The organism is Curtobacterium sp. MCSS17_015 (assembly GCF_003234265.2).
In the GTDB taxonomy this organism is placed as follows: domain Bacteria; phylum Actinomycetota; class Actinomycetes; order Actinomycetales; family Microbacteriaceae; genus Curtobacterium.
In genome coordinates, this window is the sequence record NZ_CP126256.1 from 2,951,661 (window position 1) to 2,978,527 (window position 26,867).

Genomic DNA, 26,867 nt, shown 5'->3' on the forward strand with positions numbered 1-26,867 from the left:
GACAGGACTCTCGTTGTGGGGGTACCCCGACGCCTCCGCCATGTGGTGTGGTGCTGACATGCCCAGCCCCACCATGGACTCCGCACAGCACGACGACGTCGCCACCCGCCTGCAGATCGTCGATGCGATGATCCGCGTGCTCCACGAACTGCCCCTGCACGAGGTCACACCCGCCCGCGTCGCCGACGAGGCGACCATGAGCGTCGAGTCGATGACGGTCTCGTTCCCGAGCTGGGACGGCCTCCTCCTCGCGAGCATCGACCGATGGAACGACCAGCGCACGACGCCCCTCATGCCGATCGCCGCGGACTTCGGCACCATCCGGTTCCTCCGCGCCATCGTCATGAAGAACATCGAGGACCCGTCGCTCATGCGGTTCCTCACCGCGACGCTGAACATCGCCGCAGCCCCGAAGCACCCGCTCGCACCGATGCTCCACAGCCGCTGGCGTCGTTTCCACGGCTTCGTGCAGCAGTCGCTCGTGCAGGACATCGCGGCTGGCCGTGAACCGCACACCATGGAGCCTGCCCGCGGCGCCGAGCAGTTGCTCGCCACGTACGAGGGCCTGCAGTTGCAGTCGATGGTCCGCCCGGAGATGGACCTGCTCGAGTCGTTCGACCGTGCCGTCACGCGCCTGCGCGAGGGCTGGTCCCGCGCCTACGTCCCCCCGGTGTGGGACCTCACCCGCGCGAGCTGACCCCGGGGTACAAGTCACCCCCAGGTGTTCCTTGGCCACTGCTCTGTCCACATCAGTGGCCCGCTCAGCAGTCTGTTGGATTCGCCCGGATATGGTCGTTCCTGGTTCCGCTCACCGCGGGACGCCAGCACTGAACGAACCACACCGAACGGGGTACATCGTGATCGAGCCCATCGACGCCACGCAGACCAGCTCCACCGGTGACGCGCGCCGCCTCGTGGAGCTCGCCGCCGCCACCGGGACGACCATGAGCGACGAGCTCCTGCTCGACACCCTCCGCCGCAACGCCAAGGTCAGCATCCGGCACATCCGCAACGACTTCGCAGAAGTCGCGACCGGCACTGCCGTGCTCGGGTACGTCTGCCGTCAGCGCAAGGACTTCCTGGCGCTGCGTGGTGACGATCCGGCGTGGGCGCAGGAGATCGGTCGCTACCCGAGCGAGTCCCTGGCGGTCGAAGCCCTGCGGATGCGCCGGGCCTGACCCGGCCGCCGGGCCTGACCCGGCCACGCCGGCGACCGGCGACCGGTGACTGGTGTCACCAGTCACCGCCAGCGCCACCACCGGAGAGACCGGGTCGACTCAGGCGTGGAGCGGGTCAGGACCAGACGCGCCGGATCCCCCACGAGCCGGTCCAGGTCTCGTCGGCATCGAGCCACCGGAGGCCCTCGCCGGAGTTGAGCGCGTCCGCGGGCGCGGTCATCGGTTCCACCGCCACCGCGAGCCCCTTCCCGTCGCCGCGGGGGAACTCGCGGGAGGTGAAGACCTGCACGTACGGGAACGACCGGTCCTGCCACAACTCGACGCCGTCTCCCTCGGGGCCGTGCAGTGACGTCCGCCGGATGCCGGCTTCGTCCGGCTGCACGTCGGTGTAGGCGGTGTCGAGGTCCGAGTCCCCGGCCCGGCGCCCCTGACGGAGGTCGACGTCCGTGCCCTCGACCGGCCGGGTGCCGTTCGGGATCTTCCGCTCGTCCACGGTGAACGCGGTCGCCGCGTCGAGCTGGACGACCAGGTCCTCCGGCGGGGTGTCGCCCGCACGCAGGTAGGGGTGCGCCCCGACCGCGAACGGCGCCGGGCGACCCGACCGGTTCGTGATGGTGTGGGTGATCCGGATGCCGTCCTCGACGAGTTCGTGGTGCACCCGGGTCTCGAGGGTGAACGGCCAGCCGTGCTGCGGGTGGATCGTGGCCTGCTGCGCGATCGACGACTCGGTCTGGTCCACCACCCGGTACGGCGCGAAGCGGAGCAACCCGTGCGAGGCGTTGCCGTACTTCGGCTCCGAGATGTCGAGCTGCTGCGCCTTCCCGTCGAGCTGCCACACACCACCGGCCACGCGGTTCGGCCACGGCACGAGCACGATGCCGTTCGCACCGGCGGGCGCCTCGCTCGCCAGGAACGGCTCGGTCAGGTCGAAGCCCGCGACGCGGAGTTCGCGGATGCCGGCGGCCACCTCGGTGACGACGGCCTCGACGACACCGTCGGGTCCGGCGTGCCGCAGGTGGTACTGGCCGCCGGTGGGTGCCGCTGCGCTGGCCGCTGTGCTCATGGTGTCTGCTTCCTCTCCGATGCGCGGGTCGTGCCCGCTGGTGCATCCGCGACGACGACGTGGACCCCGGCGGCCCGGATCGGGTCGACCGCGTCCGCGCTGACGCCCGCGGTGACGACGACGTCGACGTCCTCCAGCGTGCTCACCACGCCGATGTCGGCCCGGCCGAACTTCGACCCGTCCGCGACCACGACGGTACGCCTGCCCGCCGCTGCGAGGACCCGCTTCGCCTCGGTCTCGGGCAGGTTCACGTTGGTCAGGCCGTGCTCGACGTCGAGCCCCGTCCCGCCCAGGAACACCAGGTCCGCTGACAGCATCGGCAGCACGGTCGCGTTGAACGGTGCGACGAGCGAGTGCTGGAGCGGACGCAGTGTCCCGCCGGTGACGACGACGGTGATGCGCGGCACCGCCCGTTCGAGCGCGAGTGCGGTGGTGAGTGAGTTCGTGACGACGGTGACGTCGATCAGGTCCTCGCGGGCGACGAGCGCCTCGGCGACGGCCGCCGGCGTGGTGCCGACGTCGATGACGATGCACTGCCCGGGGCGGACGAGGTCCGCCGCGGCCCGGCCGATCGCGGCCTTGGCGGTGCTGTTCTCGACGGCGGTCTCCTCGAGCGGACGCTCGCGCGACCCGGCCCCGAGGCGGACGGCACCACCGTGCACCCGTCGGATCCGGGCCTCCCGGTCCAGGGCGGCCAGGTCCTGGCGGACCGTCACCTCGCTCGTGCCGACGGCCGCGGCCAGTGCTGCGGTCCGGACCATGCCGGGGGCGCCGTCCAGGAGCGCGACGATGCGGTCCTGGCGCAGCAGCGCTGGCAGGACGGGAGGCTCGTCAGACGTCACACCACGAGTTTCGTCTGCTTCCACTTGCTTTCGCAACCCTTCGACTCGGAGTACAGTGAAGCGGTGATCACGAAACGTGCGACGACGCTCGCGGACGGCCGCGACCTCTTCTACTTCGACGATGCGGATTCCACCCTCCCCGCCGAGCGGAGCATCGACCAGCGCGTCCTCGGCCCCCGTCCCGAGACCGCGCGGATGCGCCAGGACGTCCTGACGGGCGAGTGGGTGTCCATCGCCGCCGCCCGGCAGAACCGGGTCTTCCTGCCGCCCGCCGACCAGGACCCGCTCGCGCCGCAGACCGCCGCGAACCCGTCCGAGATCCCGAGCCGCTACGACGTCGCCGTGTTCGAGAACCGTTCGCCGTCGTTCGGTCCGGTGCTCGAGGCCGACGACGCCCCGTCCTCGCTCGAGTCCCTGTCCGAGGTCGGCCTGAACCGGGAGCTCCGGAGCGTCGGGCGCTGCGAGGTCGTCTGCTTCTCCCCCGAGACGAGCGGCTCCTTCGCGTCGATCTCCGGATCGCGCGCCCGCACCGTGGTCGAAACGTGGGCAGACCGCACCGCGGCACTCTCCGCGATGCCCGGGATCCAGCAGGTGTTCCCGTTCGAGAACCGCGGCGAGGCCATCGGCGTCACACTGCACCACCCGCACGGGCAGATCTACGCCTACCCGTACATCACCCCGCGCACCCAGCGGTTGCTCGCGTCGATCGAGCGCTTCGGGCCGGACCTGTTCGAGCAGCACCTCGCGAACGAGCGGGCGTCGGACCGGGTCGTCCTCGCCGGCGAGCACTTCACCGCCTTCGTACCGTTCGCCGCGCGCTGGCCGATCGAGATCCACATGCTCCCGCACCGCCACGTGCCGGATTTCGCCGGGCTCACCGACGCCGAGAAGGACGAACTGGCACACATGCACCTGCGGCTCACCCGTGGCCTCGACGCGCTCTACGGCGACCCGACGCCCTACATCGCCGCCTGGCACCAGGCGCCGGTGCACACCGCGCGCGACACCGTCCGGTTGATGCTGCAGATCACCTCGCCGCGACGGGCAGCGGACAAGTTGAAGTTCCTGGCCGGCAGTGAGGCCGCGATGGGCGCCTGGATCGGGGACCTCGTGCCCGAGAAGGCGGCCGAGTTCATCCGAGGAGGGATCGAACGAGCATGACGTTCCAACAGGTGTTCGGGTACGAGCCGACGGTGCGGTACTCCGCGCCCGGCCGTGTGAACCTGATCGGTGAGCACACCGACTACAACGACGGGTACGTGCTGCCCTTCGCGATCGACCGCCGGACCACGGCGGACATCGCTCGGCGCGAGGACCGCGTCATCCGCGTGGCCTCGGCGTTCGACCAGGAGGGCGGCGCCGTCTCGCTGTCCCTCGATGACCTCGCCCCCGACGCCATGGACGGCTGGTCGGCGTACGTCTTCGGCATCGCCTGGGCGTTGCGCGAGCAGGCCGGTGCGGACCTGTCGGACAAGACCGGCTTCGACGTCTTCATCGACTCGGACGTCCCGGTCGGCGCGGGCCTGTCCTCGAGCGCGGCGATCGAGTGCGGCGTCGCGCTCGCGTTCGACGACCTGTGGGAGCTCGGGCTCGACCGCAAGACGCTGGCCCGCGTCGGCCAGTACTCCGAGAACCACGCCGTCGGTGCCCCGACCGGGATCATGGACCAGTCCGCGTCACTCCTCGGCGAGCAGGACGCGGTCGTCTTCCTCGACTGCCGCACGCTCGACACCGCCGTCGTCGACCTGGCGCTCGAGGCGAACGGGCTCGAGGTCCTCGTCATCGACACCCGCGTCGAGCACGCCCACGCGACCGGTGGGTACAAGGCCCGCCGTGACTCGTGCGAGCGGGGGGCCGAGGTGCTCGGTGTGCCCGCGCTCCGTGACGTGTCGGTCGCGGACCTGCCGCGCGCGCAGGAGCTGCTCGACGACGAGACGTTCCGCCGCGTCCGGCACATCGTGACCGAGGACCAGCGCGTCCTCGACACCGTGCGGACGCTCCGTGAGCAGGGTCCGCGTGCGATCGGTGACCTGCTCGTCGCCTCGCACGCGTCGATGCGCGACGACTTCGAGATCTCGGTGCCGGAGCTCGACCTGGCGGTCGAGACCGCGATGGCGCACGGTGCTGTCGGTGCGCGCATGACCGGTGGCGGCTTCGGCGGTGCCGCGATCGCGCTGGTCGACCGGGAGGCGCGTGGCGCGATCACCGACGCGGTCACGTCCGCCTTCGCGGCGGCCCGGTACCGCGAGCCGACCGTCTTCACGGTGCACGCCGCGCAGGGCGCCCGGCGCGACTGACGCGCAGCCCGGCAAGCCGGGCACGCCGAGCCCGAGCAGGGCGACTCGGACGCGCGCGGTCAGCCCTCGTGGCTCGGGTACTCTGTAGCACCGCGGAGGCGCGTGGCGGCGGTGATCCGCGCCTCCAGTCCGGGTGACGGGACGCGCTCGTACTCCGCGGAAGCGACGGTTCCGCGCCGGGTGTCGGCGTGGAACCGTCGCTTCCGCCGACCAGCCCGGCGGAAGACGCGCCGCGGCGCTCAGCGCAGGTGGCGCTCCGCGGCCTCGACCACGTTCTTCATGAGCATCGCCCGGGTCATCGGGCCGACACCGCCCGGCGTGGGCGACAGGTAGCCGGCGACCTGCGCGACCGACGGGTCGACGTCGCCGCGGAGCTTCGCCTTCCCGGTGGTCTCGTCGATGATGCGGCTGATGCCCACGTCGATCACCGCCGCACCGGGCTTGACCCAGTCCGGCTGCACGAGCCCGGCGACCCCGGCGGCCGCGACGACGATGTCGGCGCGACGGCACTCGGCGGCGACGTCCTCGGTGAGCGAGTGCGTCAGCGTGGCCGTCGCCTCGAGGCGGGTGAGCAGCAGGCCGAGCGGACGCCCGACCGTCAGGCCCTGCCCGATGATCGTGACGTGCTTGCCCCGGATCGGGACCTCGTACGCCTCGAGCATCGCGACGATGCCCCGCGGGGTGCACGGCAGCGGGGCGTCGATCGTGCCGGCACCGCCCGGCACGGCGAGCACGAGTTCACCGAGGTTCGTCGGGTGCAGGCCGTCGGCGTCCTTCGCCGGGTTCATGAGCTCGAGCATCGGGATCGGGTCGATGCCCTGCGGCAACGGGAGCTGCACGATGAACGCGGTGACCCGGGGGTCGTCGTTCATCTGCAGGATCGCGCCCCGGATGTCCGCAGCGCTGGCGGTCTCCGGCAGGTCGATGCGGACCGAGTCGAGCCCGATCTGCGCCGAGTCCTTGTGCTTGCCGGCGACGTACGACACCGACCCCGGGTTCTGGCCGACCATGATCGTGCCGAGACCGGGACGGAAGCCGTGGTCGTGCAGGCGGTCGATGCGGACCTTCAGGTCGTCGAGCGTGCGGGCGGCGAGGGCGGTGCCGTCGATGCGGACGGCACTGCCCTCACCGGCCCAGCGCTCGCGGGGAAGCGCGTCGCTCACGCGTAGAGCGGGAACGCGTCGGTGAGGGCCTTCACCCGGGCCGAGAGCGCTTCGATGTCCGGGTTCGGCATGAGGGTCAGCGCGATGATGTCCGCCACCTCGGTGAACTCGGCGTCACCGAACCCGCGGGTCGCGAGCGCCGACGTGCCGATGCGGACGCCCGAGGTCACCATCGGCGGGCGCGGGTCGAACGGCACGCTGTTGCGGTTCACGGTGATGCCGACCTCGTGCAGGAGGTCCTCGGCCTGCTTGCCGTCGATCTCGGACTCGCGAAGGTCGACGAGCACCAGGTGCACGTCGGTGCCGCCGGTGAGGACGTCGATGCCGGCGGCCTTGGCGTCGGGCTGGGTGAGGCGCGACGCGAGGGCCTTCGCCCCGCGGAGCGTGCGCTCCTGGCGGTCCTTGAACTCGGGCGTCGCGGCGAGCAGGAACGCGGTGGCCTTGGCGGCGATCACGTGCATGAGCGGGCCGCCCTGCTGCCCGGGGAACACGGCCGAGTTGAGCTTCTTGAAGAGCGACTCGTCGTTGGACAGGATGATGCCCGAGCGGGGACCGGCGAGCGTCTTGTGCACCGTCGAGGAGACGACGTGGGCGTGCGGGAGGGGCGACGGGTGCAGGCCCGCGGCGACGAGCCCGGCGAAGTGCGCCATGTCCACCCAGAGCGTCGCGCCGACCTCGTCCGCGATCTCACGGAACTTCGCGAAGTCGAGCTGTCGGGGGTACGCCGACCAGCCGGCGATGAGGACCTTCGGCTGGTGCTCGATCGCCTTCGCGCGGATGTCGTCGTAGTCGACCTCGAACGTCTCCGGGTCGACGCCGTAGGACACGGCGTTGTAGATCCGACCGGAGAAGTTGAGCTTCATGCCGTGGGTCAGGTGGCCGCCGTGGGCGAGCTCGAGGCCCAGGATGGTGTCACCGGCGGAGGCGATGGCGTGCAGGACCGCGGCGTTCGCGCTGGCGCCGGAGTGCGGCTGCACGTTCGCGTACGCGGCGCCGAAGAGGGCCTTCGCACGGTCGATGGCGAGCTGCTCGGCGATGTCGACGAACTCGCAGCCGCCGTAGTAGCGCTTGCCCGGGTAACCCTCGGCGTACTTGTTCGTGAGCACCGAGCCCTGCGACTCGAGGACCGCGCGCGGCACGAAGTTCTCCGACGCGATCATCTCGAGGGTGTCGCGCTGACGGCCGAGCTCCTGCTGGAGGACGGCCGCGATCTCCGGGTCGACCTCGGTGAGCGGGGCGTTGAAGGTGGTCCGGGCTGCGTCGGCGGACGCGGCGACGGGGGTGAGATCGGTGATGGACACGGGACTCCTCGTTGTCTGGCCGCGCCGAGCGACGCGACACCGCCGTGCAGGGACGCACGACGCGGTGGACGGGTGGGCGCGGCCCAGGCGTACGGCTGCGCTCCGTGTCAGGTGTCGCTCCCCGATGGTGACCCATCCAACGCCAGTCGCGACCGTTCGATCGTACCGAGGCCACCGGTTCGTGTCACCCTTGTCTGCATGACCATGCTGAGTCCGGACGTCGACGAGCGCACCTCGGTGCGGGCCGACGTCCCGTGGACCACGGTGGTGTGGGACGACCCGGTGAACCTGATGTCGTACGTCACCTACGTCTTCGAGTCGTACTTCGGGTTCCCCCGGGCGAAGGCCGAGCGCCTCATGCACCAGGTCGACTCCGACGGTCGGGCGGTCGTCGCGACCGGGCACCGCGAGGAGATGGAGCGCCACGTGGAGGCCATGCACGGGTACGGCCTACAGGCGACCGTCGACCGGGCCCCGGCCGCGTGATCCCCTTCGTCCGTCGCGCCGACGGGGTGCACCTCGGTCTGGCCTCCGGCGAGCGCGCCGTCCTCACCTCGCTGGTCGAGCAGCTGCGCCAGGTCCTCGACCACGACCTGGCGACCGACCCGGTGGCGGCCCGGATGTTCCCGGACGCCTACCCGGAGGACGACGAGGCGAGCGCCGAGTTCCGCCGCTACACGCAGGATGACCTGCGGGCGGCGAAGTCGTCGAACGCGACCGTGGTCCACGAGTGGCTCACCGGCATGCGGGAGGGCGCGCTGACCCGCGCGGACGAGCAGGCCTGGCTCCGGTCGCTGACCGACCTGCGGCTCACCATCGCGGACCGCCTGGGCATCGTCGATCGCGAGACGGCCGACAACGGGCTGAACGGCGACGACGGCAGCATCGGCCTGCGGGACGTCTACGACTGGCTCGGGTACGTGCAGGAGCACCTCGTCGTCACGATCTCGTCCCGCTGACGACCGGGAGGCCCGTCACACCGCCGCCACGTGCCTCCCGTCCGGTCGCGCGCGGACGCGCGCACGCCCCCGGTACCCTGATCCGGTGACGACCCCGACGCCCGAGACCCCCACGCACTGGACCCTCACGCTGGTCTGCGACGACCAGCCCGGCATCGTGCACGCCGTCTCCGGAGCCGTCGTCGCCGCCGAGGGCAACATCACCGAGTCGCAGCAGTTCTCGAGCGCCGACACGGACACGTTCTTCATGCGCCTGCAGGTGATGGCCCCGGTCGACCGCCAGACGTTCCAGGAGGCCCTGGCACCGGTCGTCGAGCGCTACGGCATGCGGGTGCAGCTCGACGTGGTCGGCCGGCCGATGCGCACCCTCGTCCTCGTGTCCAAGGCCGGACACTGCCTCAACGACCTGCTGTACCGGCAGCGCGGCGGGCAGCTGCCGATCGACGTGCCGCTCGTGCTGTCGAACCACACCGACCTCGCCGAACTCGCGTCGTTCTACTCGGTGCCGTTCGAGCACCGCCCGGTCACCGACGCCGAGTCGAAGGCCGCGATGGAGCGCCGGATCCTCGAGGCGGTCGAGGAGCACGACATCGAGCTCGTCGTCCTCGCCCGGTACATGCAGATCCTCTCCCCCGAGCTCTGCGCCGCCCTGGCCGGGCGCGCGGTGAACATCCACCACTCGTTCCTGCCCGGCTTCAAGGGCGCGAACCCGTACCGGCAGGCGCACGCCCGCGGGGTGAAGCTCATCGGGGCGACCGCGCACTTCGTCACGAGCGACCTGGACGAGGGCCCGATCATCGAGCAGAACGTCGTCCGCGTCGACCACACCAAGGAACCGGCCGAGCTCGTGTCGATCGGACAGGACGAGGAGTCCCGCACCCTCACCCAGGCCGTCCGGTGGATCGCCGAGGACCGCGTGCTCCTTGACGGCGCCCGGACGATCATCTTCAAGTAGGTCAGGCGATGCGCGACGCACCCCGTAGTCCGGTCGAGCCCGGCGACGACCACGTGCCGGCGACGCCGGCGGCCCCGCGGCGACCGGTCGACACCTGGAGTGTCCTCCGCGTCGTGGTCTGCGCCTTCGGCCTGCTCTCCCTGGCGTACTGGGGCTACCTGGCGTGGCCGTACCCGTTCCCGGCGGTGTTCTTCATCGTCGGCGCTCCGCTCTTCGCGGCCGTCGTCTGGTACCTCTTCCGTTCGCCGCGCTCCCCGATCGAGACCGACGTGGTCGGCAAGACCGTCGTCGAGACCGCCCTGGTCGTCGCCGCGGGCGCGACCTGGGTCTCGCTCGGGCACCCGCTCGTCGGACTCGTGTTCGTCGTGGTCGCCGCCGTGAGCGGCGTCGTCGCGTTCCGCAGGGAGACCGCATGAGCACCACGGGCCTCCAGGACCGCGATCGCACCTCCGGCCTGGAGGCCCGCACGACCCTGGTCCGGGCCGCCCGCCTGGTCGACGTGGCCGGGTCCGTCGCGGACGGGTGGGTGCTCGTCGGCGGCGACACGATCCTCCAGGTCGGGTCCGGGGCAGCACCCGCGGCGGCCGAGGTCGTCGACCTCGGCGACGCGACCCTGACGCCCGGCTCCATCGACCTGCACGGACACGGCGGCGCGACCGAGGCGTACGAGGACGACTCCTTCGCCCAGGCCCTGGCCATGCACCGGGCCCACGGCACGACCCGGTCGGTGCTGTCGCTCGTCGCGAACCCCGTCCCCGCGCTCGTCGCGTCGCTGGCGCAGGTGCGGGCCGTCATGGCGACGGACCCGCTCGTGCTCGGCGTCCACCTGGAGGGGCCGTTCCTCTCGCCGCACAACAAGGGCGCCCACAACGAGGACCACCTCCTCGCGCCGACCCCGGCCGACGTCGACACCCTGCTCGAGGCCGGCGAGGGCGTCCTCCGACAGATCACCATCGCGCCCGAACTGCCCGGGGCGCTCGACGCCGTCCGTCGGTTCGCCGCCGCTGGTGTGACCGTCGCCGTCGGGCACACCGTCGGGACGGTCGACCAGACGCGGGCCGCGTTCGATGCCGGCGCGACCGTCCTGACGCACGCGTTCAACGCCATGCCCGGCCTGCACCACCGAGCGCCCGGGCCGATCGGGGCGGCGGTGTCGGACGACCGGGTCACGCTCGAGCTCATCCTGGACGCGGTCCACGTGCACCCGCTCGTGGCCGAGACGCTGTTCCGCGCTGCCCCGGGTCGGGTCGCACTCATCACCGACGCGATGGGGGCCGCGGGAGCTGCCGACGGCGACTACCGCCTCGGGTCGCTCGACGTCACCGTGACGGACGGGGTCGCGCGCGTCGCCGGGACGGACACCATCGCCGGGTCGACCCTGACGCAGGACGTCGCACTCCGGAACGCCGTGACCCTCGCCGGGCGGTCGCTGCCCCAGGCCGTGGCGGCGCTCACGAGCATCCCGGCCGCGGCACTCGGGCTCGGGGACCGGCTCGGCCGACTCGCGCCGGGCTCCGCGGCGGACCTCGTGGCGCTGTCGCCGGCGCTCGAGGTGCGGCGGGTGTGGGGCGGCGGGCGCGAGCTGCGCTGACGGCTGGCGGCTGGCGGCTGGCGGCTGGCGGCTGGCGCGGACGCTACCGCCGCGCCGCGGTCCTCGCCGTCATGCCCACGGAGAGCAGCGGAAGAGCTCGTGCCGTCGCGGACCCCGGTTCGACCCCGTAGACGACGAGATGCAGGCCCGGCGCGCCCTGGACGGCGAAGGAGTGCGCGTCGAACTCCAACCGTCCGACCTCGTCGTGCAGGAACTGCTTGACGGTCGCCGTCTTGCGCTGGACGCGCTGCGCTCGCCACCGCTCCTCGAACTCCGGACTCCGCTCGCCCACCGACTCCACCACGCTCAGCAGCCGGGGGTCGGCCTCGAAACCCGTCGTCGCTGCCCGGAGGCTGGCCACGGTCGAATCGGCGGTGCGTGCCCAGTCGACGTGGAAGCGCCGGGCCGCCGGCTCGAGGAAGGTCATCCGGACCAGGTTGTCGAACTCGCCGAAGGGCGCGTACACCGCGCGGGCGAGCGCGTTCGCGGCGAGGACGTCGTGGGCCGGGTTGATCACGAACGCGGGCTGCGCCGACCAGGAATCCAGGAGTTGCGCGAGCGCCGGTGTCACGGACGTCGCCGCAGCGTGCACCCGTGGCGGCGCGGTCAGCCCGGCCAGGGTGAACAGGTGGTCGCGCTCGTCCCCCTCGAGCTCCAGCCCGGTCGCGATGCCCTCGAGCACCGCCACGCCCGGGCTGAGCTCGCGTCCCTGCTCGAGCCGCGTGTAGTAGTCGACGCTGAGGCCGCCCAGCACGGCCACCTCCTCGCGCCGGAGCCCCGCAACACGGCGGACGCCGCCACCGGGCAACCCGAGCGCCTCCGGGGAGAGGCGCTCACGGACGGCGCGGAGGTAGGCGGCGAGGCTGCGGTCGTGATCGGGCGTGGACACACCTCCACGGTAGGCGCAGATCGTGGCGCCTCCCTGGCCCCCGCGCACCCCGGGACGATGCGACCTGGGTCCGGGTCCGCGTCGGCTCCAAGGTGGTGGACATGAACGAGGACACGACCACCACCACACATCCGTACGTCGGGCTCTGGGTCACATCGGACGGCCGGATCCGCCACGAACTCCGCGCCGACGGGCGGTACGTCGAGGCCCGCGGCGACCGCGAAGCGGCGTACGTCGGGCGCTACGAAGTCTCCGGCGACCACGTCGAGTACGTCGACGACACCGGTTTCACCGCGGATGGCGACTTCCGTGACGACGTCCTGCACCACGCCGGCATGGTGCTGCACCGCCGAAGGGTCGTCCTGGTCACCGGTGCCTCGAGCGGGATCGGGCGGGCCACGGCGCTCCGCCTCGCCGCCGCCGGGCACCCCGTCGTGCTGGGCGCCCGACGGACCGATCGCCTCGACGCCCTCGTGGCCGAGATCGAGGCTGCCGGAGGGCAGGCGCTCGCGGTACCCCTCGACGTGACCGACGTAGCCTCGGCCCGCCACTTCGCCGAGGCCGCACTCGCGCGGTTCGGACGCATCGACGTGCTGGTCGCCAACGCCGGAGTCATGCCCCTGTCCCCACTGGCAGCGGGTCTGGTCGACGAGTGGGACCGCATGATCGACGTCAACGTGCGCGGTCTCCTGCACAGCATCGCCGCGACCCTGCCCACCATGCTCGCCCAGGGCACCGGTCACGTCGTCACCGTCGCGTCCGTCGGGGCATTCGAGGTCTCGCCGACGGCAGCCGTCTACTGCGGCACCAAGTACGCGGCCCGAGCCATCACGGAGGGACTCCGCCAGGAGTCCCCGCGCTCCGTCCGCGTGACCACCGTCTCCCCCGGCGTGACGGACTCGGAACTCGCCTCGACTATCACCGACGCATCGGCCGCCGCCGCGATGGTGGCGTACCGCGCAGAGTCCGTCCCGGCCGACGCGATCGCTCGTGCGGTCGCCTACGCCGTGGACGAGCGCCCCGACATCGACGTGAACGAGATCGTCGTGCGTCCGGTGGGGCAACGCTGAGTTCCCTGTCCGGGCACGTGGTCGGGAAGCGGCTCCGTGACGGCCCGTGACGTTCGGTGACGGAGCGTGACGTCCGAGCGCACCCGCCCCGACCTCGCTGCATAGGCTCCCTGCACCGGCGGACCCACCGCCGCCACCCGGAGGAGCCCCGATGCCCGAGCAGTCCATCGCCGAGCAGGTCCACACGTTCAACGAGGGCTTCACCGCCCAGATCGGTCCGGAGTTGAGCGCGGTGTTCGACCGGGAGCAGGCGGCACTCCGTGCAGCGGGCGTGCCGAGCACCGCCGCCGACGAGGGCGACACCGTCCCCGACGCCGCGCTGCTGACGGCGACCGGGGCCGACACGTCACTGGCCGCCGAGCTCGACGGCACCCTCGCCGTCGTGGTGTTCTACCGCGGTGCCTGGTGCCCGTACTGCAACCTGACGCTCCGCACGTACCAGCAGGACCTCCTGCCGGAACTCACCGCCCGCGGGGTGCGGCTCATCGCGATCTCACCGCAGACCCGCGAGGGTTCCGAGCAGGCGATCGCGAACGGCGAGCTGGCCTTCCCCGTCCTGTCCGACCCGGCGAACGCCCTGGCCGCGCGGCTGGGCATCGTGACCTCGCCGGACGGGCCCGCGCGGGAGGCCCACACGAAGCTCGGCTTCGACGTCGCCGACAGCAACGCCGACCACACGGCTCAGGTCCCGTTCCCGTCGGTGTTCGTCGTCGACGGTGACCGGATCGTCCGGTTCGCCGACGTGCACGTCGACTACACGACGCGCACCGAGGTGCCGACGGTCCTCGACGCCGTCGACCGCGTCGCCGGGTAGCGGCTCGCGGGAGCTGGTTCGGCCCACCTCACCGCTCGACCGGCACCGCCGTGTCGTGGAGCCACGACGCGATCATCGCCGTGGCCGTCGAGAACTCCGCCAGCGCTGGGCGGTTCAGGAACGCATGACGGGTACCCGGGAGGACCTGGTGTACCACGTCGACACCGGCGGCACCGAGCTCCGCCGCGAAGAGGTCACCCGAAGCGCCCATGTTGTCGTGCTCGGCCTCGATCAGCCGTGCCAGGAGCTCCGTCGGGCACGGAGGGTGGTCCTGCTGTGAACGGCTCCGGCCTCCGCGACGGTGCGCGTCAGCAGCCCTGAAGGACTAGAGACCCTTGCGGTGTGCGGTCTCCCAGTACGCCAGTTCCACGGTGTGGCCCTCAGCCTCCACGACTCGTTGTACCGCGCCGAACAGACCCCGACCACGACGGCGGTGTTCGTCGGCACGCGCCTTCGTCTGCCAGCCGAACTCGTACGAGTAGCCGCCGTCGAAGTCGGCCGCCCACTGGCGCACGTCAGCGTCGAGGCGCGGCGGGAGCGCTGGTTCCCCGTCCGGGCACTGGCCGTCATCGCCCCAGAACGGCCAGTCCGCCGAGTAGTCGTTCATCATCCGGTAGTGCACGCGGACACTCTCGCACGACAGCCCGTCGGGCCGGCCACCACCCGGCACCGGGACGTCCTCGACCGCTTGCTGGCGCGTGGTGGTGCGCTCAGCGGTCGACCGGCCGGTCCCGCACCGCCGTCGCCCACTCCGTGTCCGGCGTCGCCCCGACCCGCAGCGACAACGTGCCACCGCGGTTCACGAACGAGGCCGGCACCCACGACTTCGTGAGGGCCTTCCCGTCGAGCCGCGCGCCCTGCACGTACTGCTCCGTCCCCGAGGACCGGATCACGATCCGCTGCCCACTTGACCGCCGGATGTCGACCGTGCTGAACGTCGGGCTGCCGACGAGCATCTCGGCCCGGCCGGGCGTCTGCGGGAAGAGCCCGATCGAGGCGAAGACGTACCAGGAGCTCATCGTGCCGAGGTCGTCGTTGCCCGGCAAGCCGCTCGGCCCGGTGCGGTACGCGTCGTCGACGACCCGGCGCACGGTCTCCTGCGTCTTCCACGGCTGTCCGAGCGCGTTGTACATCCACGGCGTGTGGATGTCGGGCTCGTTCGTCGGGTCGAAGCGCGTCGCGTCCCCGCCGGTCACCGCCCAGTTGCCCGCGCCGTCGTGGAAGAACGTGTCGAGTCGGGCCACCGCGGCCTCGTCCCCGCCGAGTGCCGCGGACAGCCCGCTGACGTCCTGCGGCACGAGCCAGGTGTACTGCGCGCTCGTCCCCTGCGCGAACCCGGTCCCGGTCGAGGGCGACCACCCGGGCGTCCATGACCCGTCGGCCTGGCGCGCAGCCTGGTACCCGACGGCCGCGTTGAACGTGTTCTCCCAGTACTCGCCACGGGCGGCGAACATCCGGGCGTCGGACCGCAGCCCGAGCGACGAAGCCCAGTACCCGAGGGCGCTGTCGGAGATGGAGTCCTCGAGCGTCTCGGCCGCGCCGCCCCAGCACGAGCAGTCGTCGTTCGCGGCGTAGTGCCGCTGCAGGTACTCGTCGAGCGCCGGCCGCTGCGCGAGGCACTGGCCGGGGCACCCGATGTCGCTCTCGGCGTCTCCGTTCTCGACGGTCGCCTGGCGCTTGAGGGAGGCGTAGGCGGCGCGGACGTCGAAGTTCCGGACCCCCATGGCGTACCAGGTGGCGAGCGTCGCGGCGGAGGGGTCCCCGGTCATCACGTGTGTCGGTGCGCCGAGGTGCAGCCACCGGTCCCACACGCCGCCGTTCTGCTCGGCGAACCGCAGCATCGACTGGGCCATGTCCCCGGCGACGTCCGGCCGGAGCAGCGCGAGCAGCTGGATCTGCGCGCGGTACTGGTCCCATCCGGAGTACGTGCCGTAGACGGCGCGATGCCCGCGGTCCATCCGGTGCACCCGCATGTCCGGCCCGAGGTAGCGTCCGTCGCGGTCGTTCAGCGTGTTCGGCTGCATGAGCGCGTGGTACACCGACGTGTACAGCTGCGTGGTGCGGTCGGTCGTGCCACCACCGACCCGGATGCGCGAGAGTTCCGTGTTCCAGGAGGCCCGGGTCGCCGCCGCCACGCTGGCGACGGTCGCCCGCTTGGTCACCTCGGCGTCACGGTTCGCGACGGCGCCGGCGGCGCTCACGTACGAGATCCCGATCTTCGCGTGCACGGTCGCACCGCGACGCGCGTCGAACCCGATCCACGCACCGGAGCCGCGTCCGGCGCGGTCGGCGCCGGTCAGGTAGCCCTCCCCACCGGAGGCGCGCGTGCCTCCCGGCTGGACGGTCCCGTCCTTCCAGGTGCCGGTGCTCGTGAAGGGCTTGTCGAAGGTGGCCGTGAAGAACAGGCGGTAGTAGCTGCGCCGGTCGGGGTTCGTCGCGCCGCCGCCGTTCGCGCGGCGGCTGCAGAAGCCGCCGGTCAGGACGCTGCCGCTGACCGTGCGGGTGCGGGCGTCGACGCGGGTGTCGGCGGCCTCGCTGCCGTTGATCGAGTTCGAGGTGCGGAAGAGCAGGTTCGCGTCCTGCCCGGCCGGGAACGCGAACTCGCCGACGCCGGCGCGGGTGGTCACGGCGAGGTCGGTGCGGACGCCGTTGTCGAGCGTGACGCCGTAGCGGCCGGGGCTGGCGTGCTCCTGGTCGTGCGAGTACCCCGCGGCGTAGACGGCATCGGTCGAGTCCGCGGAGGGCGAGGTCGTGACGGGCGTCGTGACCGGCATGATCGGGATGTCGCCAGCAGCACCGGGGGCGCAGCCGGCGCCGTTGAGGTGCGTGAGGCTGAACCCGCGCAGGCGGTTCACGTCGTACGAGTAGCCGTTCGCGACCGGGGTCGACGTCTGGTCGCCCTTGGTCCCGGTCGGGCTCCACTGCATCATGCCGAACGGTGCGGTGGCGCCGGGCCAGGTGTTGCCGTCGTGGCTGGTGCCGATGAACGGGTCGACGAACGCGGCCGGATCGGTGACGGGCCGGGAGGCCGGAGTCGCCCCCGCCACGGACGCTGCGGTCTCCGGGGCGGCCGCGGCCGGAGTGACCACCGCCCCGGTGCCGAGCAGTGCGGCGATCGTGGCCACCGCGGCGAGCGGGAACTGACGGAGGAGCGGGCGACGGTGCACGCGAGGACTGGTCACGATCGCGACGCTAGCCCCCTCAGACGGGGGACGCCACCGCTGTCACCGGGCGGTCGGTGGTTGTTCACGTCTTGGTCGCTCTGCCAACGAATGGGCGACACCAAGGCGAACCTGCAACTCATGTACAAATTTTTGCTGTTCTGATGTACATTTTCCGCATGCCTTCCATCCCGCGCCTCCTCGCCCGCCGGATTCGGGCTACCCGCACCCTGCCCGTCCTCGTGATCGAAGGGGCACGGGCCGTGGGCAAGACATCACTGGTTCGCAGTGAGCTCAGTACAGGCGAGGGATTCGACTACGTCGATCTCTCGAGCACGGCAACTCGTCGTGACGCCGAAAGCGACCTGGCTGGGTGGCTTCGGCGGCTACCGAGCCCGGTCGTCATCGATGAGGCACAGCTCCTCCCCGACCTCCCCGTGGAAGTCAAGCGCCTCGTGGACGAAACAGATCGCATGATCGTGCTCACTGGGTCGTCGAGCATCGGGCGGAACACACTCGGGGGCGCCGATGCCCTCGCAGGTCGCGCAACTCGACTTCGCCTTGACCCTCTGACCCTGTGGGAGATCGGCCGCCACGAGGGCTCGATCGTCGATCACCTCTTCGAGAGCGAGCCCAGTGCCGCGTGGCGTTCCGAGTACGACGAGCCGGCGCTGATCCGCGACCTCACCGTCGGGGGGCTCCCCCCGTTCCGCGTTCCGAGAGGGCTGTCCACCGCCCGCGAGCGACGCCAGGAGATCGAGAGCTACGTCGATGGGGTGCTCGGGAACTCGGTACTGCCGGATCGTGGTCGCGACTCGCTGGTCGCCCTCACGATCCTCCGGGCACTCGTCTGCAACCCCGGCGGGATCCTCAACGCATCGAAGTTGGGCAACACTGTCGATCTCGACCGACGCACCGTCGATCGATACGTCGGCATGTTCCAACAGCTCTTTCTGACCCACAGCCTTCCGAACCTCGCCCTCGCCTCGAGCAAGCAGTTCCACTCCCGCGCGAAGATCCATCCTTCGGATACAGCAGTCGCAGCTGCTCTTCATGCCCGGGCGGGAGGCGAGATCGGTCCCGACCGGGCATTCCTGGGTTCGCTGCTCGAGTCACACGTCGTCAATCAGATCCTTCCGGCGGCGAGTTGGTCGTCAACGGCAGTCGATCCGTTCTTCTGGAGGAAGTCGAGCGATCGGTCTCCAGAGGTCGACTTGGTCCTGCAGGATGGCACGGGGCGGCTCGTGGGTGTCGAAGTGAAGCTGTCGTCATCGGTCTCCAGCACAGACGCCCGAGGGCTGCTGGCGCTGCGACAAGACCGCGGGCTGCATCGAGGCTTCGTCGTCTATCTCGGGCAGGACGTCCGCCAGCTGGCCGACGACATCTGGGCATTGCCGGTGGAGGCGCTCGCCACCCCTCGAGCTTGGCTCTCGGAAGCTGCTCCGGCAGCCCTACTTCCCGCCTCAGCTGATCCACTCCGACAGAGAGCCACCGAATTGACGCCGAACGTCGATGCCAGCCTGTTCGTCAGCTACGTGCACGCTGACAACGACCACGCGAGAGGGCGCATACTCCGCTTCGCACAAGACGTGAAGTCGACGTACCACGCTCTGTACGGGTTCGAGATCGATTTGTTCATCGATCGCAACGACATCCTGTGGGGAGAGAATTGGCGCACCCGTCTGGACCGAGAGGTCAGCGCAACGACTTTCTTGCTGAGCTTCGTCACACCTCGATACCTGACCAGCGAAGCCTGCCGCTCGGAGGTCCTCGGGTTCAGTGCCGCGGCAAAGGCCGCGGGCGACGTCCGACTCCTGCTTCCGCTGCAGTGGATCGACACCAGAGCGACCGGAGTCGTCGACCCGAGTGATCCCGTTCGGAAGGCACTCGAGGACAGCCAGTACATCGACGTGACTGCTGTCCGTCGATCCGAGCCGGGCAGCAGCGACTGGGACGACATGGTCGAGGAGGTCGTCTCGAGGTTGCGGCAGTCGATCGAGGCGCGAACTCGACTCCTCGCGACACCAACAACAGCCGTTCCTGGAGCTCGCGGAGGAGCCGAACCAGATGACTCGGACGTCGACGCGCTCGAGGCTCTCGCCGCCCTGGAGACTGGGCAAGCAGCACTTGCGGAGAAGGTCGTGGAGTTCCAGCACGATCTCGATGCGCTGGGTGCCGCGATGGGAAGTTATGTCCCGCCGGCTTCGCAGTCCCCAACCGCGATGATCGCGAGCTTCCGCGCCTTGGGTGACCGCCTGCAACCCAGTGTCGACGCGCTCGAGCAGACGACCTCAGCACTCGGCGACGAGTGGGACTCCTTCAACGGTTCGGTCCAGACGGTCCTTCGCGTCTCGGCTGGGGTACCTGACCTCGAGCTGACACTCAAGGAGAGCTTGTCGGCGGTCGCAGACATCCCCGAGATGACGGAACTCGAACCGATGCGGGAAATGCTCGTCACCTTCGGGGCTTTGTCCGCGGATCTACGGCCGATGAGTCGAGCCGTGGACAACGCGCTCCGCCTTTACAAAGGAATCCGAGAAGCGGCAACCGGCTGGCTGGACCAGATTCACTGACCGCTGCGAGGATGACGGCATGAGCGTCATGGTCTCCGTGTTCGATGCCCGCCGGACCCGCACGAGCGAGAAGTACACCGCGTTCGGCCCCGAGGTGCTGCCGATGTTCGTCGCCGAGATGGACTGCGCCCTCGCCGAACCCGTGCGGGACGCCCTGGTCCGAGCGGTCACGGACGGCGACACCGGGTACGTCGGGCACCACCGGGTGCTGCCCGAGGCCTTCACCACGTTCGCCGCCGACCGGTGGGGCTGGGCGGTGGACCCCGACCTCGTCCGGACCACCACGGACGTCTCGGTCGCCGCGGTCGAGGTGCTCCGCCGGGTGATCGAGCCCGGGGACCAGGTCGTCATCATGCCGCCCGTGTACGCGCCGTTCTGGGAGTACGTCAGCGAGGCCGGCGGGTCCGTCACCGAGGTGCCGCTCCTCGCTCCCGAGGGCCCGGCCGACCCCTTCGACACGACCGCGGGCTGGCGGATGGACCTGGACGGCGTGCGGCAGGCCTTCACCGACGGCGCCCGGACCGTACTGCTCTGCAACCCGCACAACCCGCTCGGGCTCGTGCACGATCAGGAGTCGTTGGCGGCACTTGCCCGGCTCGCCGCCGAGTGGGACGCCGTGGTGGTCTCCGACGAGATCCACGCCCCGCTCGTGCACGCGGACGCCGCGTTCACGCCGTTCCTCGACTCATGCCCGGAGGCCGCTGCCCTCGGGGTCGCCCTGACGAGCGCGAGCAAGGCCTTCAACCTCGCCGGCACGAAGTGCGCCCTCATGGTCGGCGCATCCGACCGGGCTCGCGGGTGGTTCGACGGGTTGCCGGGCGAGGTCGTCGAGCGAACCGGGATCCTCGGCTACACCGCGAGCGTCGCCGCCTTCACTGAGGGCGGCCCGTGGCTGGCGTCCCTGCTCGCGGAACTCGCGGCGAACCGCCGGGTGCTGGCCGAGGAGCTGGGTGAGGCGCTGCCCGGCGCGGGGTACCGGCAGCCGCAGGCCTCGTACCTGGCGTGGCTCGACCTGCGGGCGCTGCCGTGGGGCGAGGACCCCGCGCCGCTCCTGGTCGACCGGGCGAAGGTGGCGCTGTCGAACGGGCGGGACTTCGGCCGGCAGGGCATCGGGCACGTCCGGCTCAACTTCGGGTGCTCGGAGGAGACCCTGCGCGAGGGGCTCGCGCGCCTGGCCGCCGCCCGCTGACCTCCGCGGGGCTACTCGAACCGCTGCCACTCCGGCTTGTTCGCGTACGTGTACCGGTAGTAGTCGGCGAGCTGCAGGCGCGCGGCGGCCTCTTCGTCGACGACGACCGTGGCGTGCTCGTGCAGTTGCAGCGCGGAGCCCGGCACGAAGGACGACAGCGGGCCCTCGACGGCGGCGGCGACGGCGTCCGCCTTCGCCGAGCCCTGGGCGACGAGGACGAGCTCGCGGGCCTCGAGGATCGTGCCGAGACCCTGGGTCATGCAGTGCGTCGGCACCTGGTCGAGCGAGTCGAAGAACCGCGCGTTGGCCTCGCGGGTGCTCGGCGCCAGCGTCTTGATCCGGGTGCGGGACGCGAACGACGATGTCGGCTCGTTGAACCCGATGTGCCCGTTCGCCCCGATGCCGAGGATCTGCACGTCCACCCCGCCGGCGGCGCGGATGGCGGCGTCGTACTCCTTCGCGGCGAAGGCGAGGTCCCCCGCGCGGCCGTCCGGCACGCGGACCCGCGAGGGGTCGAAGCCGAGGGGCTCGACGACGTCGCGGGCGATGACGCTGGCGTACGACTCGGGGTGCTCGAGCGGGATGCCGACGTACTCGTCGAGGGCGAACCCGCGCGCCTGCGCGAACGACAGCTCGCCGGCCTCGACCCGACGGCGCAGGTCGGCGTAGATGCCCTGCGGGCTCGATCCGGTGGCGAGTCCGACGACCGCCGCGGGCTTCGTGGTGACGACCGACGCGATCTTGGCCGCGGCGACGCGACCGACCTCCGCCGGGGTGGGCAGGATGATGATCTCCACGTCGTCAGCCTACTGGTCATGACCAGTGTGTCGTCAGGGGCACCTGGAGGCGGTCTGCGCAACGAGGGGCATCCCTTCTCCTGGAAGGGTTGACACGAGTAAATCCGCACAGCAGTCTGGGTCCGATCGGTCCGACGAGGGACCGGTGTGACACGGTTCAGGAGCCCCCATGACGTTCACGATCGGGATCGTCGGTGCCGGCCAGTTCTCGGCCCACTTCGCCTCCCTCTTCCAACTGCACCCGGGTGTCGGTGCGGTCTTCGCGACCGACGTGATCGAGGGCCGCGCCGAGCGCCTGGTCACCGAGCTCGGACTCGCGGGTACGCACCCGGACCTCGACACCATGCTCGCGGACCCGGTTGTCGACGCCGTGGCGGTCTTCACCCAGCGGTGGACACACGGTCCGATCGTCACCCGGGCCCTCGAAGCGGGCAAGCACGTGTACTCGGCGGTCCCGATGGCGGTGACCGAGGACGAGATCCGCGCGGTCGTCGAGATCGTCGAGCGGACCGGCGTGACCTACATGATGGGCGAGACGAGCCAGTACAACCCGGCGACCGTGTTCGCCCGTCAGAAGCTCGACGCCGGCGCGTTCGGTCGGGTGTTCTACGCCGAGGGCGACTACCTGCACGACATGGACCTCGGCTTCTACGACGCCTACCGGTACAGCGGCGGTGACGGCTGGAAGGCCACGGCGAGCTACCCCCCGATGTGGTACCCGACGCATGCGATCGGCGGTGTGCTCGGGGCGCTCCCGACCCATGTCACGAGCGTCAGCTGCATCGGTGTGCACGACGAGCAGGACGACGGGGTGTTCGACACCGAGGTCAGCATGTTCGACAACGACTTCTCGAACATGACCGCGCTCTTCGAACTGGCAGGCGGCGGCTCCATGCGGATCAACGAGTTCCGTCGGGTGGGGTACCCGTCGCCGATCCGGGAGAGCCGGTTCCGGTGGTTCGGCACCGAGGGCAGCTTCGAACAGCTCGCCACGACCTCCCTCTGGCAGGACAAGGACGGCGTCGAGGACGTCACGGCCCGCCTGGCCTCGGAGCCGTCGATCGGGCTGGACGACCCGCTCCTGGCGGACATCGCGCCGTCCCTGCGCGAGGCCTTCAGCTCCGGCCACGCCGAGGTGCACGCGGAGGAGGCCCGTCGTCTGCCCCGCGAGTTCGACGTCGCCCCCGACGGCCACGAGGGCAGCCACCGGTTCCTCGTCGACGACTTCGTGCGCGCGGTCGAGACGCGCACCCTGCCGACCGTGAACGCGTGGGTCGCCGCGCGGTACACGCTGCCCGGCCTGGTGGCGTACCAGTCCGCGCTGCGCGGCGGCGAGCGCCTCCAGGTCCCCGACCTCGGTGATGCTCCGGTCGCCGTCGGGACGGGCCTCCCCGCGACCACCGAGTCGGTGTGACCGACACGGGTCGGACCTCGTCGTAGGGTGACCACCGGGCCCGAGGCGGACCAGGAGCGGAGCCGAGGGAGGCCCATGGACACGAGCGGCACCAACGGCACGAGCGGTGCTGCCGGCGCCGCCGGCACTGCCGGCGGCGCTCCCCGGAAGCCCACCCGCCGTGACGTCGCGAAGCTCGCCGGCGTGTCCGACGCGGTCGTCAGCTACACGTTGAACGGCGGCCCCCCGGTCGCCGCGGCCACCGCAGAGCGCGTCCGCGCCGCCGTGGCACAGCTCGGGTACCGCCCGAACCTCAGCGCACGGGCACTCCGCTCCGGATCGGCGAGCACGCTCGTCTTCCTGGTCCCGAGCGGACCCGATCCGGTCTTCGACAACCCCTTCTTCGCCGAGTACGCCGGCACGTTGGAGAGCGCCGCCCGGGAGCGCGGCTACGCCCTGTACACGACGTCGTCCTCGTTCGAGCCGGAGCACGTGCTCGCGCGGTTCCGTGAGTTCGCGGCCCGGCAGGTGGACGGCGTGCTCGTGTTGGCCAGCGGGACGCCGTTCGACCGGCAGGCCCTCGACCAGGTCGGCCTGCCCTGGGTCACCCTGAACGTGGTGACTCCCGAGCCCGGGGCAGACACCCTCGGGACGGACCTCCGCGCCGGCGCCGTCGCGACGACCGCGCACCTCCTCGGCCACGGCCACCGATCCGTCGGGTTCGTCGGCGAGGACGACCCCACGGAGCCGCGTCATGTCGGATGGCTGGAGGCGTGTGCGGCGGCCGGGGTCGCCCCGGGCCCGTTCGTGCCCGCGGCCCTGACCCGCCAGGGTGGCCACGACGCCGGCGTACGGATCGCGGACGCCCTGCGGGTCGGCGACCCCGACGCCGCGCCGGCGTTCTTCATCGCATCCGACCGGACCGCGATCGGCGCCCTCCGCGCCTTCCACGAGCGCCGGGTCGCAGTACCGGACGACGTCGCGATCGCCGCGTTCGACGGGTCGTCCGACGCCGAGTACGCCTGGCCCGCGTTGACCTCGCTCCGGCAGCCGATCGAGGACATGGCCCGCAGCGCCGTCAGCCGCGTCCTCACCCCGGGACACGACGGTCGGCACGAGTTGTTCGACGGGCACCTCGTCGTCCGCGCTTCGTGCGGCTGCGGCCACGCCGCCTGAACGCGGCACGGAGGACCTGACCCCGGCGGGTCGGTAGCGTGGCGGCATGCCCACCCCCGACTTCGTCCTGTCCCTGCGCGAGAAGGTCGGGAACGACCTGCTCTGGCTCACCGGCGTCACCGCGGTCGTGACCCGCGGCGAGGGCGACGACCGTGAACTCCTCGTCGTCCGCCGTGCCGACAACGGCGCCCTCACCCCGGTCACCGGCATCGTCGACCCGGGCGAGGAGCCCGCCGTCGCCGCCGAGCGTGAGGTCCTCGAAGAGGCCGACGTCGTCGCGGTCGCCGAACGCCTGGCCTGGGTGCAGACCCTCGAGCCGATGACCTACCCGAACGGCGACCGCGCCCAGTACATGGACCTCGTCTTCGCCTGCCGCTGGGTCTCCGGCGACCCGTACCCCGCCGACGGTGAGAACACGGAGGCGTTCTGGGCGCCGGTCACGAGCCTCCCGGACATGCCGGAGAACATGCGGCGCCGGGTCGACGCGGCCCTCGCCGACGAGGTCGCCGCACGCTTCGAGCGCTGACCCCTCGTCGGCGATCCCGGTGACGTCGGTGACGGAACACCTCGACCGGGAACGGACGTCGTGATCCGCACCGGTGGGTGACGTACGCCCCCCGCCGCGTCCGTCGTGTCGAACCGACGCCGCCGAGGAGCCCGGAGCGATGGCGTCGACGCCCGCGACGGCGGCTGAGGTCGTCCTGCTCAGGCGCCGAACTCGACCAGGACGCGCGGGATCTCGCCGAGCAGCTCGCTCGCCAGGTAGCCCATCGGCCCGACCTGCACCGCGAGCCGGTCCCCGGCCGCGGCGTGCACCTGGGTCGCCCACACGGTGGCCTGTGCCACGTCGGCACCGCGGGCCAGCAGCCCCGTGATCGCACCCGACAGCACGTCGCCACTGCCGCTCGTCCCGAGTCCGCCGGCACCGGTGCCCTTCGCCCACGCACGTCCGTCCGGCGCGGCGACGACCCCGCCGAGGGACACGACGGCGCCGAAGCGCTCGGCGATCTCCGCCGCGTCGGTGTGGTCGTCGGAGCAGTCGCGGCCGAGCAGCCGTTCGGCCTCGCCGGAGTTCGGCGTCATCACGAGCCGACCCCGGAGCGGCGCGAGTTCGTCCGCCAGGTCCGCCGCGACCCCGAGCGCGAAGGCGTCGAGCACGACGATCGTCTCGTCCCCGACGGCTGCGGCGAGCCCGGCGACGAGGTCGCGGCTGCCATCGGGTTCGTCGAGTCCCGGTCCGACGAGCACGGCGTCGGCGCTCGCGAGGTCGTCCGTCAGGCTCGAGATCGCGCCGACCGCGACGTGCCCGCCCTCGTCCTGCGCCAGCGGCTGCACGCCGGACTCGGGCAGGGCGACGGCGACGTGCGGGGCGACGCTCTCGGCGACGGCGAGGGTGAGCCGTCCACCACCGACGCGGAGGGCCGCGGTGGCCGACAGCATCGCGGCACCGGGGGTCTTCGCGGCGCCGCCGACGACGAGCACCTGCCCGCGGCCGTACTTGCTCCCGCCGACCTCCGGCAGGGACCACTCGCGCAGCAGGTTCGGGGTGACGGGTACGGGCTCAGACACGGGCGTCGTCCTTCCGGCCTTCGTGTTCGGTGACGGTGGCGCCGGGGTCCTCGTCGAGGTGTCCGGTGCCGGAGAACTCCTCGAGCGTCCACGGTCCACCGAGCGTGTCGCGTCGGAGCCGGGTCAGGGAGGCGTTCGCGACGGTGTGCGACTCGGCGAAGTCCATGAGTTCCGGCTCGTCGAGGTCGAGGCAGACGGCGAGGACCAGCATGACGACGGCGTCGTGCGCGGCGATGACCAGGCGGTCGGCGTCCTCGATGCGGTCGACGTCGGCGAGCAACGAGCGGAGCCGGAGCATGACGTCGACCCAGGACTCCCCGCCGGCCGGCCGGTGGTAGTACTTCCCCAGCCACTGGCGGCGCTGCTCCTCGTCGGGGTGCAGGTTCGCCGAACCGGTGCGGGTGAGGCGGTCGAGCACGCCGAGCTCGCGGTCGCGCAGCCGTTCGTCGACCCGGCGCGGGGGTTCGGCGAGGCCGCCGGCCTCCAGCGCGATGCCGATGGTCTGCTGCGCCCGCCGGTAGGGCGACACCCAGAGCACGACGGGGACGTCGTCGACCCCGCGGTCGGCGAGCTCCGAGCCGAGGGCGCGGGACTGCTCCTCACCGAGCGGGCTCAACGGCACGTCCGCGTCGCGGTGGTCAACCTCGATGACGTCGGCACCTGCGGCCTCGGCTCGGGCTGCTGCGACGTTCGCGGTGGACTCGCCGTGACGGACGAGCCAGATCTCGGTGACGGCCATGCGCGCCACGCTATCCGGAGCGGACTGGCCCGGTTCCCATGCCGTCGTGCCACTCGTCACACCCCGTCGTCGAGCGGGTCGGCGGGCGGGGTCGGCCGCTGTGGCACAGACAGCGGAAGCGGCGTCGGACGGGTGCACCCTGAGCCCC

Annotated in this window: 27 protein-coding genes and 1 riboswitch; of the genes, 16 read left to right on the top strand and 11 right to left on the bottom strand. The window is 71.5% G+C overall.

The features are described 5' to 3' along the window. Nucleotides 1-58 precede the first annotated feature (58 nt). Both DEJ18_RS14115 and DEJ18_RS14120 read left to right on the top strand, forming a co-directional pair. A complete protein-coding gene (locus DEJ18_RS14115) occupies nucleotides 59-697 on the top strand; it encodes a TetR/AcrR family transcriptional regulator (RefSeq protein WP_146241515.1) in 639 nt (212 codons plus the stop codon). A gap of 160 nt (nucleotides 698-857) precedes the next feature. Continuing rightward, nucleotides 858-1,178, top strand: a complete 321-nt coding sequence (locus DEJ18_RS14120; protein ID WP_111079892.1) for a hypothetical protein — start codon at nucleotides 858-860, stop codon at nucleotides 1,176-1,178. Nucleotides 1,179-1,293: 115 nt separating this feature from the next. Here DEJ18_RS14120 and DEJ18_RS14125 read toward each other — a convergent pair whose 3' ends face one another. Both DEJ18_RS14125 and DEJ18_RS14130 read right to left on the bottom strand, forming a co-directional pair. After that, nucleotides 1,294-2,241 (bottom strand): aldose 1-epimerase family protein, encoded by a 948-nt coding sequence (locus DEJ18_RS14125; protein ID WP_111210074.1) that lies wholly within the window; start codon nucleotides 2,239-2,241, stop codon nucleotides 1,294-1,296. Continuing rightward, complete coding sequence (locus tag DEJ18_RS14130; protein ID WP_258376877.1) at nucleotides 2,238-3,083, bottom strand: DeoR/GlpR family DNA-binding transcription regulator; 846 nt, start codon at nucleotides 3,081-3,083, stop codon at nucleotides 2,238-2,240. The genes DEJ18_RS14125 and DEJ18_RS14130 overlap by 4 nt, the downstream gene beginning before the upstream one ends. A gap of 63 nt (nucleotides 3,084-3,146) precedes the next feature. Between DEJ18_RS14130 and galT the strand changes: the two genes are divergently transcribed. Beyond that, a complete protein-coding gene (gene galT / locus DEJ18_RS14135) occupies nucleotides 3,147-4,244 on the top strand; it encodes a galactose-1-phosphate uridylyltransferase (RefSeq protein WP_181434154.1) in 1,098 nt (365 codons plus the stop codon). Next, on the top strand, nucleotides 4,241-5,380 hold the full coding sequence (gene galK / locus DEJ18_RS14140) for a galactokinase (RefSeq protein WP_111210072.1): 1,140 nt from the start codon (nucleotides 4,241-4,243) through the stop codon (nucleotides 5,378-5,380). Before galT ends, galK begins: the two co-directional genes overlap by 4 nt. A gap of 239 nt (nucleotides 5,381-5,619) precedes the next feature. On the opposite strand, the gene DEJ18_RS14145 is transcribed toward galK, so the two are convergent. After that, on the bottom strand, nucleotides 5,620-6,543 hold the full coding sequence (locus tag DEJ18_RS14145) for a tetrahydrofolate dehydrogenase/cyclohydrolase catalytic domain-containing protein (RefSeq protein ID WP_111210071.1): 924 nt from the start codon (nucleotides 6,541-6,543) through the stop codon (nucleotides 5,620-5,622). Next, the gene (glyA, locus tag DEJ18_RS14150) at nucleotides 6,540-7,844 is read right to left on the bottom strand and encodes a serine hydroxymethyltransferase (protein ID WP_284177809.1); all 1,305 of its coding nucleotides are present in this window, start codon (nucleotides 7,842-7,844) and stop codon (nucleotides 6,540-6,542) included. The genes DEJ18_RS14145 and glyA overlap by 4 nt, the downstream gene beginning before the upstream one ends. 74 nt (nucleotides 7,845-7,918) lie before the next feature. Then, a riboswitch (ZMP/ZTP riboswitch) is annotated at nucleotides 7,919-8,004 on the bottom strand. Nucleotides 8,005-8,042: 38 nt separating this feature from the next. On the opposite strand from glyA, the gene clpS reads away from it, so the two are divergent. From clpS to nagA, 5 genes are all read left to right on the top strand, one after another. Continuing rightward, the gene (gene clpS / locus DEJ18_RS14155) at nucleotides 8,043-8,330 is read left to right on the top strand and encodes an ATP-dependent Clp protease adapter ClpS (protein WP_111052343.1); all 288 of its coding nucleotides are present in this window, start codon (nucleotides 8,043-8,045) and stop codon (nucleotides 8,328-8,330) included. Beyond that, a complete protein-coding gene (locus DEJ18_RS14160; RefSeq protein WP_111210070.1) occupies nucleotides 8,327-8,803 on the top strand; it encodes a DUF2017 family protein in 477 nt (158 codons plus the stop codon). The genes clpS and DEJ18_RS14160 overlap by 4 nt, the downstream gene beginning before the upstream one ends. Nucleotides 8,804-8,888: 85 nt before the next feature. Next, nucleotides 8,889-9,758, top strand: a complete 870-nt coding sequence (gene purU, locus DEJ18_RS14165; protein ID WP_111079901.1) for a formyltetrahydrofolate deformylase — start codon at nucleotides 8,889-8,891, stop codon at nucleotides 9,756-9,758. An 8-nt stretch (nucleotides 9,759-9,766) separates the two neighbouring features. Further along, nucleotides 9,767-10,174, top strand: a complete 408-nt coding sequence (locus DEJ18_RS14170; RefSeq protein ID WP_111210069.1) for a YrdB family protein — start codon at nucleotides 9,767-9,769, stop codon at nucleotides 10,172-10,174. After that, nucleotides 10,171-11,349 carry an N-acetylglucosamine-6-phosphate deacetylase gene (nagA, locus tag DEJ18_RS14175; protein ID WP_111210068.1) on the top strand — a complete coding sequence of 393 codons (1,179 nt, stop codon included), beginning with the start codon at nucleotides 10,171-10,173 and terminating at the stop codon, nucleotides 11,347-11,349. Before DEJ18_RS14170 ends, nagA begins: the two co-directional genes overlap by 4 nt. A gap of 43 nt (nucleotides 11,350-11,392) precedes the next feature. Here nagA and DEJ18_RS14180 read toward each other — a convergent pair whose 3' ends face one another. Next, nucleotides 11,393-12,238, bottom strand: coding sequence for a helix-turn-helix transcriptional regulator (locus DEJ18_RS14180; RefSeq protein ID WP_111210067.1), 846 nt, complete (start codon nucleotides 12,236-12,238; stop codon nucleotides 11,393-11,395). A gap of 101 nt (nucleotides 12,239-12,339) precedes the next feature. Between DEJ18_RS14180 and DEJ18_RS14185 the strand changes: the two genes are divergently transcribed. Further along, nucleotides 12,340-13,308: an SDR family NAD(P)-dependent oxidoreductase gene (locus DEJ18_RS14185; RefSeq protein ID WP_111210066.1), complete on the top strand. Its 969-nt coding sequence runs from the start codon at nucleotides 12,340-12,342 to the stop codon at nucleotides 13,306-13,308. Nucleotides 13,309-13,459: 151 nt separating this feature from the next. Beyond that, nucleotides 13,460-14,122: a peroxiredoxin-like family protein gene (locus DEJ18_RS14190; RefSeq protein ID WP_111210065.1), complete on the top strand. Its 663-nt coding sequence runs from the start codon at nucleotides 13,460-13,462 to the stop codon at nucleotides 14,120-14,122. Between the two features lie 28 nt (nucleotides 14,123-14,150). On the opposite strand, the gene DEJ18_RS14195 is transcribed toward DEJ18_RS14190, so the two are convergent. From DEJ18_RS14195 to DEJ18_RS14205, 3 genes are all read right to left on the bottom strand, one after another. After that, nucleotides 14,151-14,333, bottom strand: coding sequence for an alpha/beta hydrolase family protein (locus DEJ18_RS14195; protein ID WP_111210064.1), 183 nt, complete (start codon nucleotides 14,331-14,333; stop codon nucleotides 14,151-14,153). A gap of 114 nt (nucleotides 14,334-14,447) precedes the next feature. Then, a complete protein-coding gene (locus DEJ18_RS14200) occupies nucleotides 14,448-14,744 on the bottom strand; it encodes a hypothetical protein (RefSeq protein ID WP_146241514.1) in 297 nt (98 codons plus the stop codon). An 88-nt stretch (nucleotides 14,745-14,832) separates the two neighbouring features. After that, nucleotides 14,833-17,304, bottom strand: coding sequence for a GH92 family glycosyl hydrolase (locus DEJ18_RS14205; RefSeq protein WP_258376876.1), 2,472 nt, complete (start codon nucleotides 17,302-17,304; stop codon nucleotides 14,833-14,835). 158 nt (nucleotides 17,305-17,462) lie between these two features. On the opposite strand from DEJ18_RS14205, the gene DEJ18_RS14210 reads away from it, so the two are divergent. Then, a complete protein-coding gene (locus tag DEJ18_RS14210) occupies nucleotides 17,463-19,856 on the top strand; it encodes a DUF4143 domain-containing protein (RefSeq protein ID WP_181434153.1) in 2,394 nt (797 codons plus the stop codon). Between the two features lie 19 nt (nucleotides 19,857-19,875). Continuing rightward, nucleotides 19,876-21,045 carry a MalY/PatB family protein gene (locus DEJ18_RS14215; RefSeq protein WP_111210060.1) on the top strand — a complete coding sequence of 390 codons (1,170 nt, stop codon included), beginning with the start codon at nucleotides 19,876-19,878 and terminating at the stop codon, nucleotides 21,043-21,045. 11 nt (nucleotides 21,046-21,056) lie between these two features. Here DEJ18_RS14215 and nagB read toward each other — a convergent pair whose 3' ends face one another. Continuing rightward, nucleotides 21,057-21,842, bottom strand: a complete 786-nt coding sequence (gene nagB, locus DEJ18_RS14220; RefSeq protein ID WP_111210059.1) for a glucosamine-6-phosphate deaminase — start codon at nucleotides 21,840-21,842, stop codon at nucleotides 21,057-21,059. 169 nt (nucleotides 21,843-22,011) lie between these two features. Here nagB and DEJ18_RS14225 point away from each other — a divergent pair, with 169 nt between their 5' ends. From DEJ18_RS14225 to DEJ18_RS14235, 3 genes are all read left to right on the top strand, one after another. Further along, nucleotides 22,012-23,256, top strand: coding sequence for a Gfo/Idh/MocA family protein (locus DEJ18_RS14225; RefSeq protein WP_111210058.1), 1,245 nt, complete (start codon nucleotides 22,012-22,014; stop codon nucleotides 23,254-23,256). Nucleotides 23,257-23,331: 75 nt separating this feature from the next. Next, nucleotides 23,332-24,411 carry a LacI family DNA-binding transcriptional regulator gene (locus tag DEJ18_RS14230; protein WP_111210057.1) on the top strand — a complete coding sequence of 360 codons (1,080 nt, stop codon included), beginning with the start codon at nucleotides 23,332-23,334 and terminating at the stop codon, nucleotides 24,409-24,411. 46 nt (nucleotides 24,412-24,457) lie between these two features. After that, a complete protein-coding gene (locus tag DEJ18_RS14235; RefSeq protein WP_111079914.1) occupies nucleotides 24,458-24,937 on the top strand; it encodes an NUDIX hydrolase in 480 nt (159 codons plus the stop codon). A gap of 179 nt (nucleotides 24,938-25,116) precedes the next feature. Here the strand turns inward: DEJ18_RS14235 and DEJ18_RS14240 are convergent, their stop codons facing one another. Both DEJ18_RS14240 and DEJ18_RS14245 read right to left on the bottom strand, forming a co-directional pair. Next, nucleotides 25,117-25,980 carry an NAD(P)H-hydrate dehydratase gene (locus DEJ18_RS14240; RefSeq protein ID WP_111210056.1) on the bottom strand — a complete coding sequence of 288 codons (864 nt, stop codon included), beginning with the start codon at nucleotides 25,978-25,980 and terminating at the stop codon, nucleotides 25,117-25,119. After that, on the bottom strand, nucleotides 25,973-26,719 hold the full coding sequence (locus tag DEJ18_RS14245; RefSeq protein WP_111079916.1) for a histidine phosphatase family protein: 747 nt from the start codon (nucleotides 26,717-26,719) through the stop codon (nucleotides 25,973-25,975). The genes DEJ18_RS14240 and DEJ18_RS14245 overlap by 8 nt, the downstream gene beginning before the upstream one ends. Nucleotides 26,720-26,867: the final 148 nt, after the last annotated feature.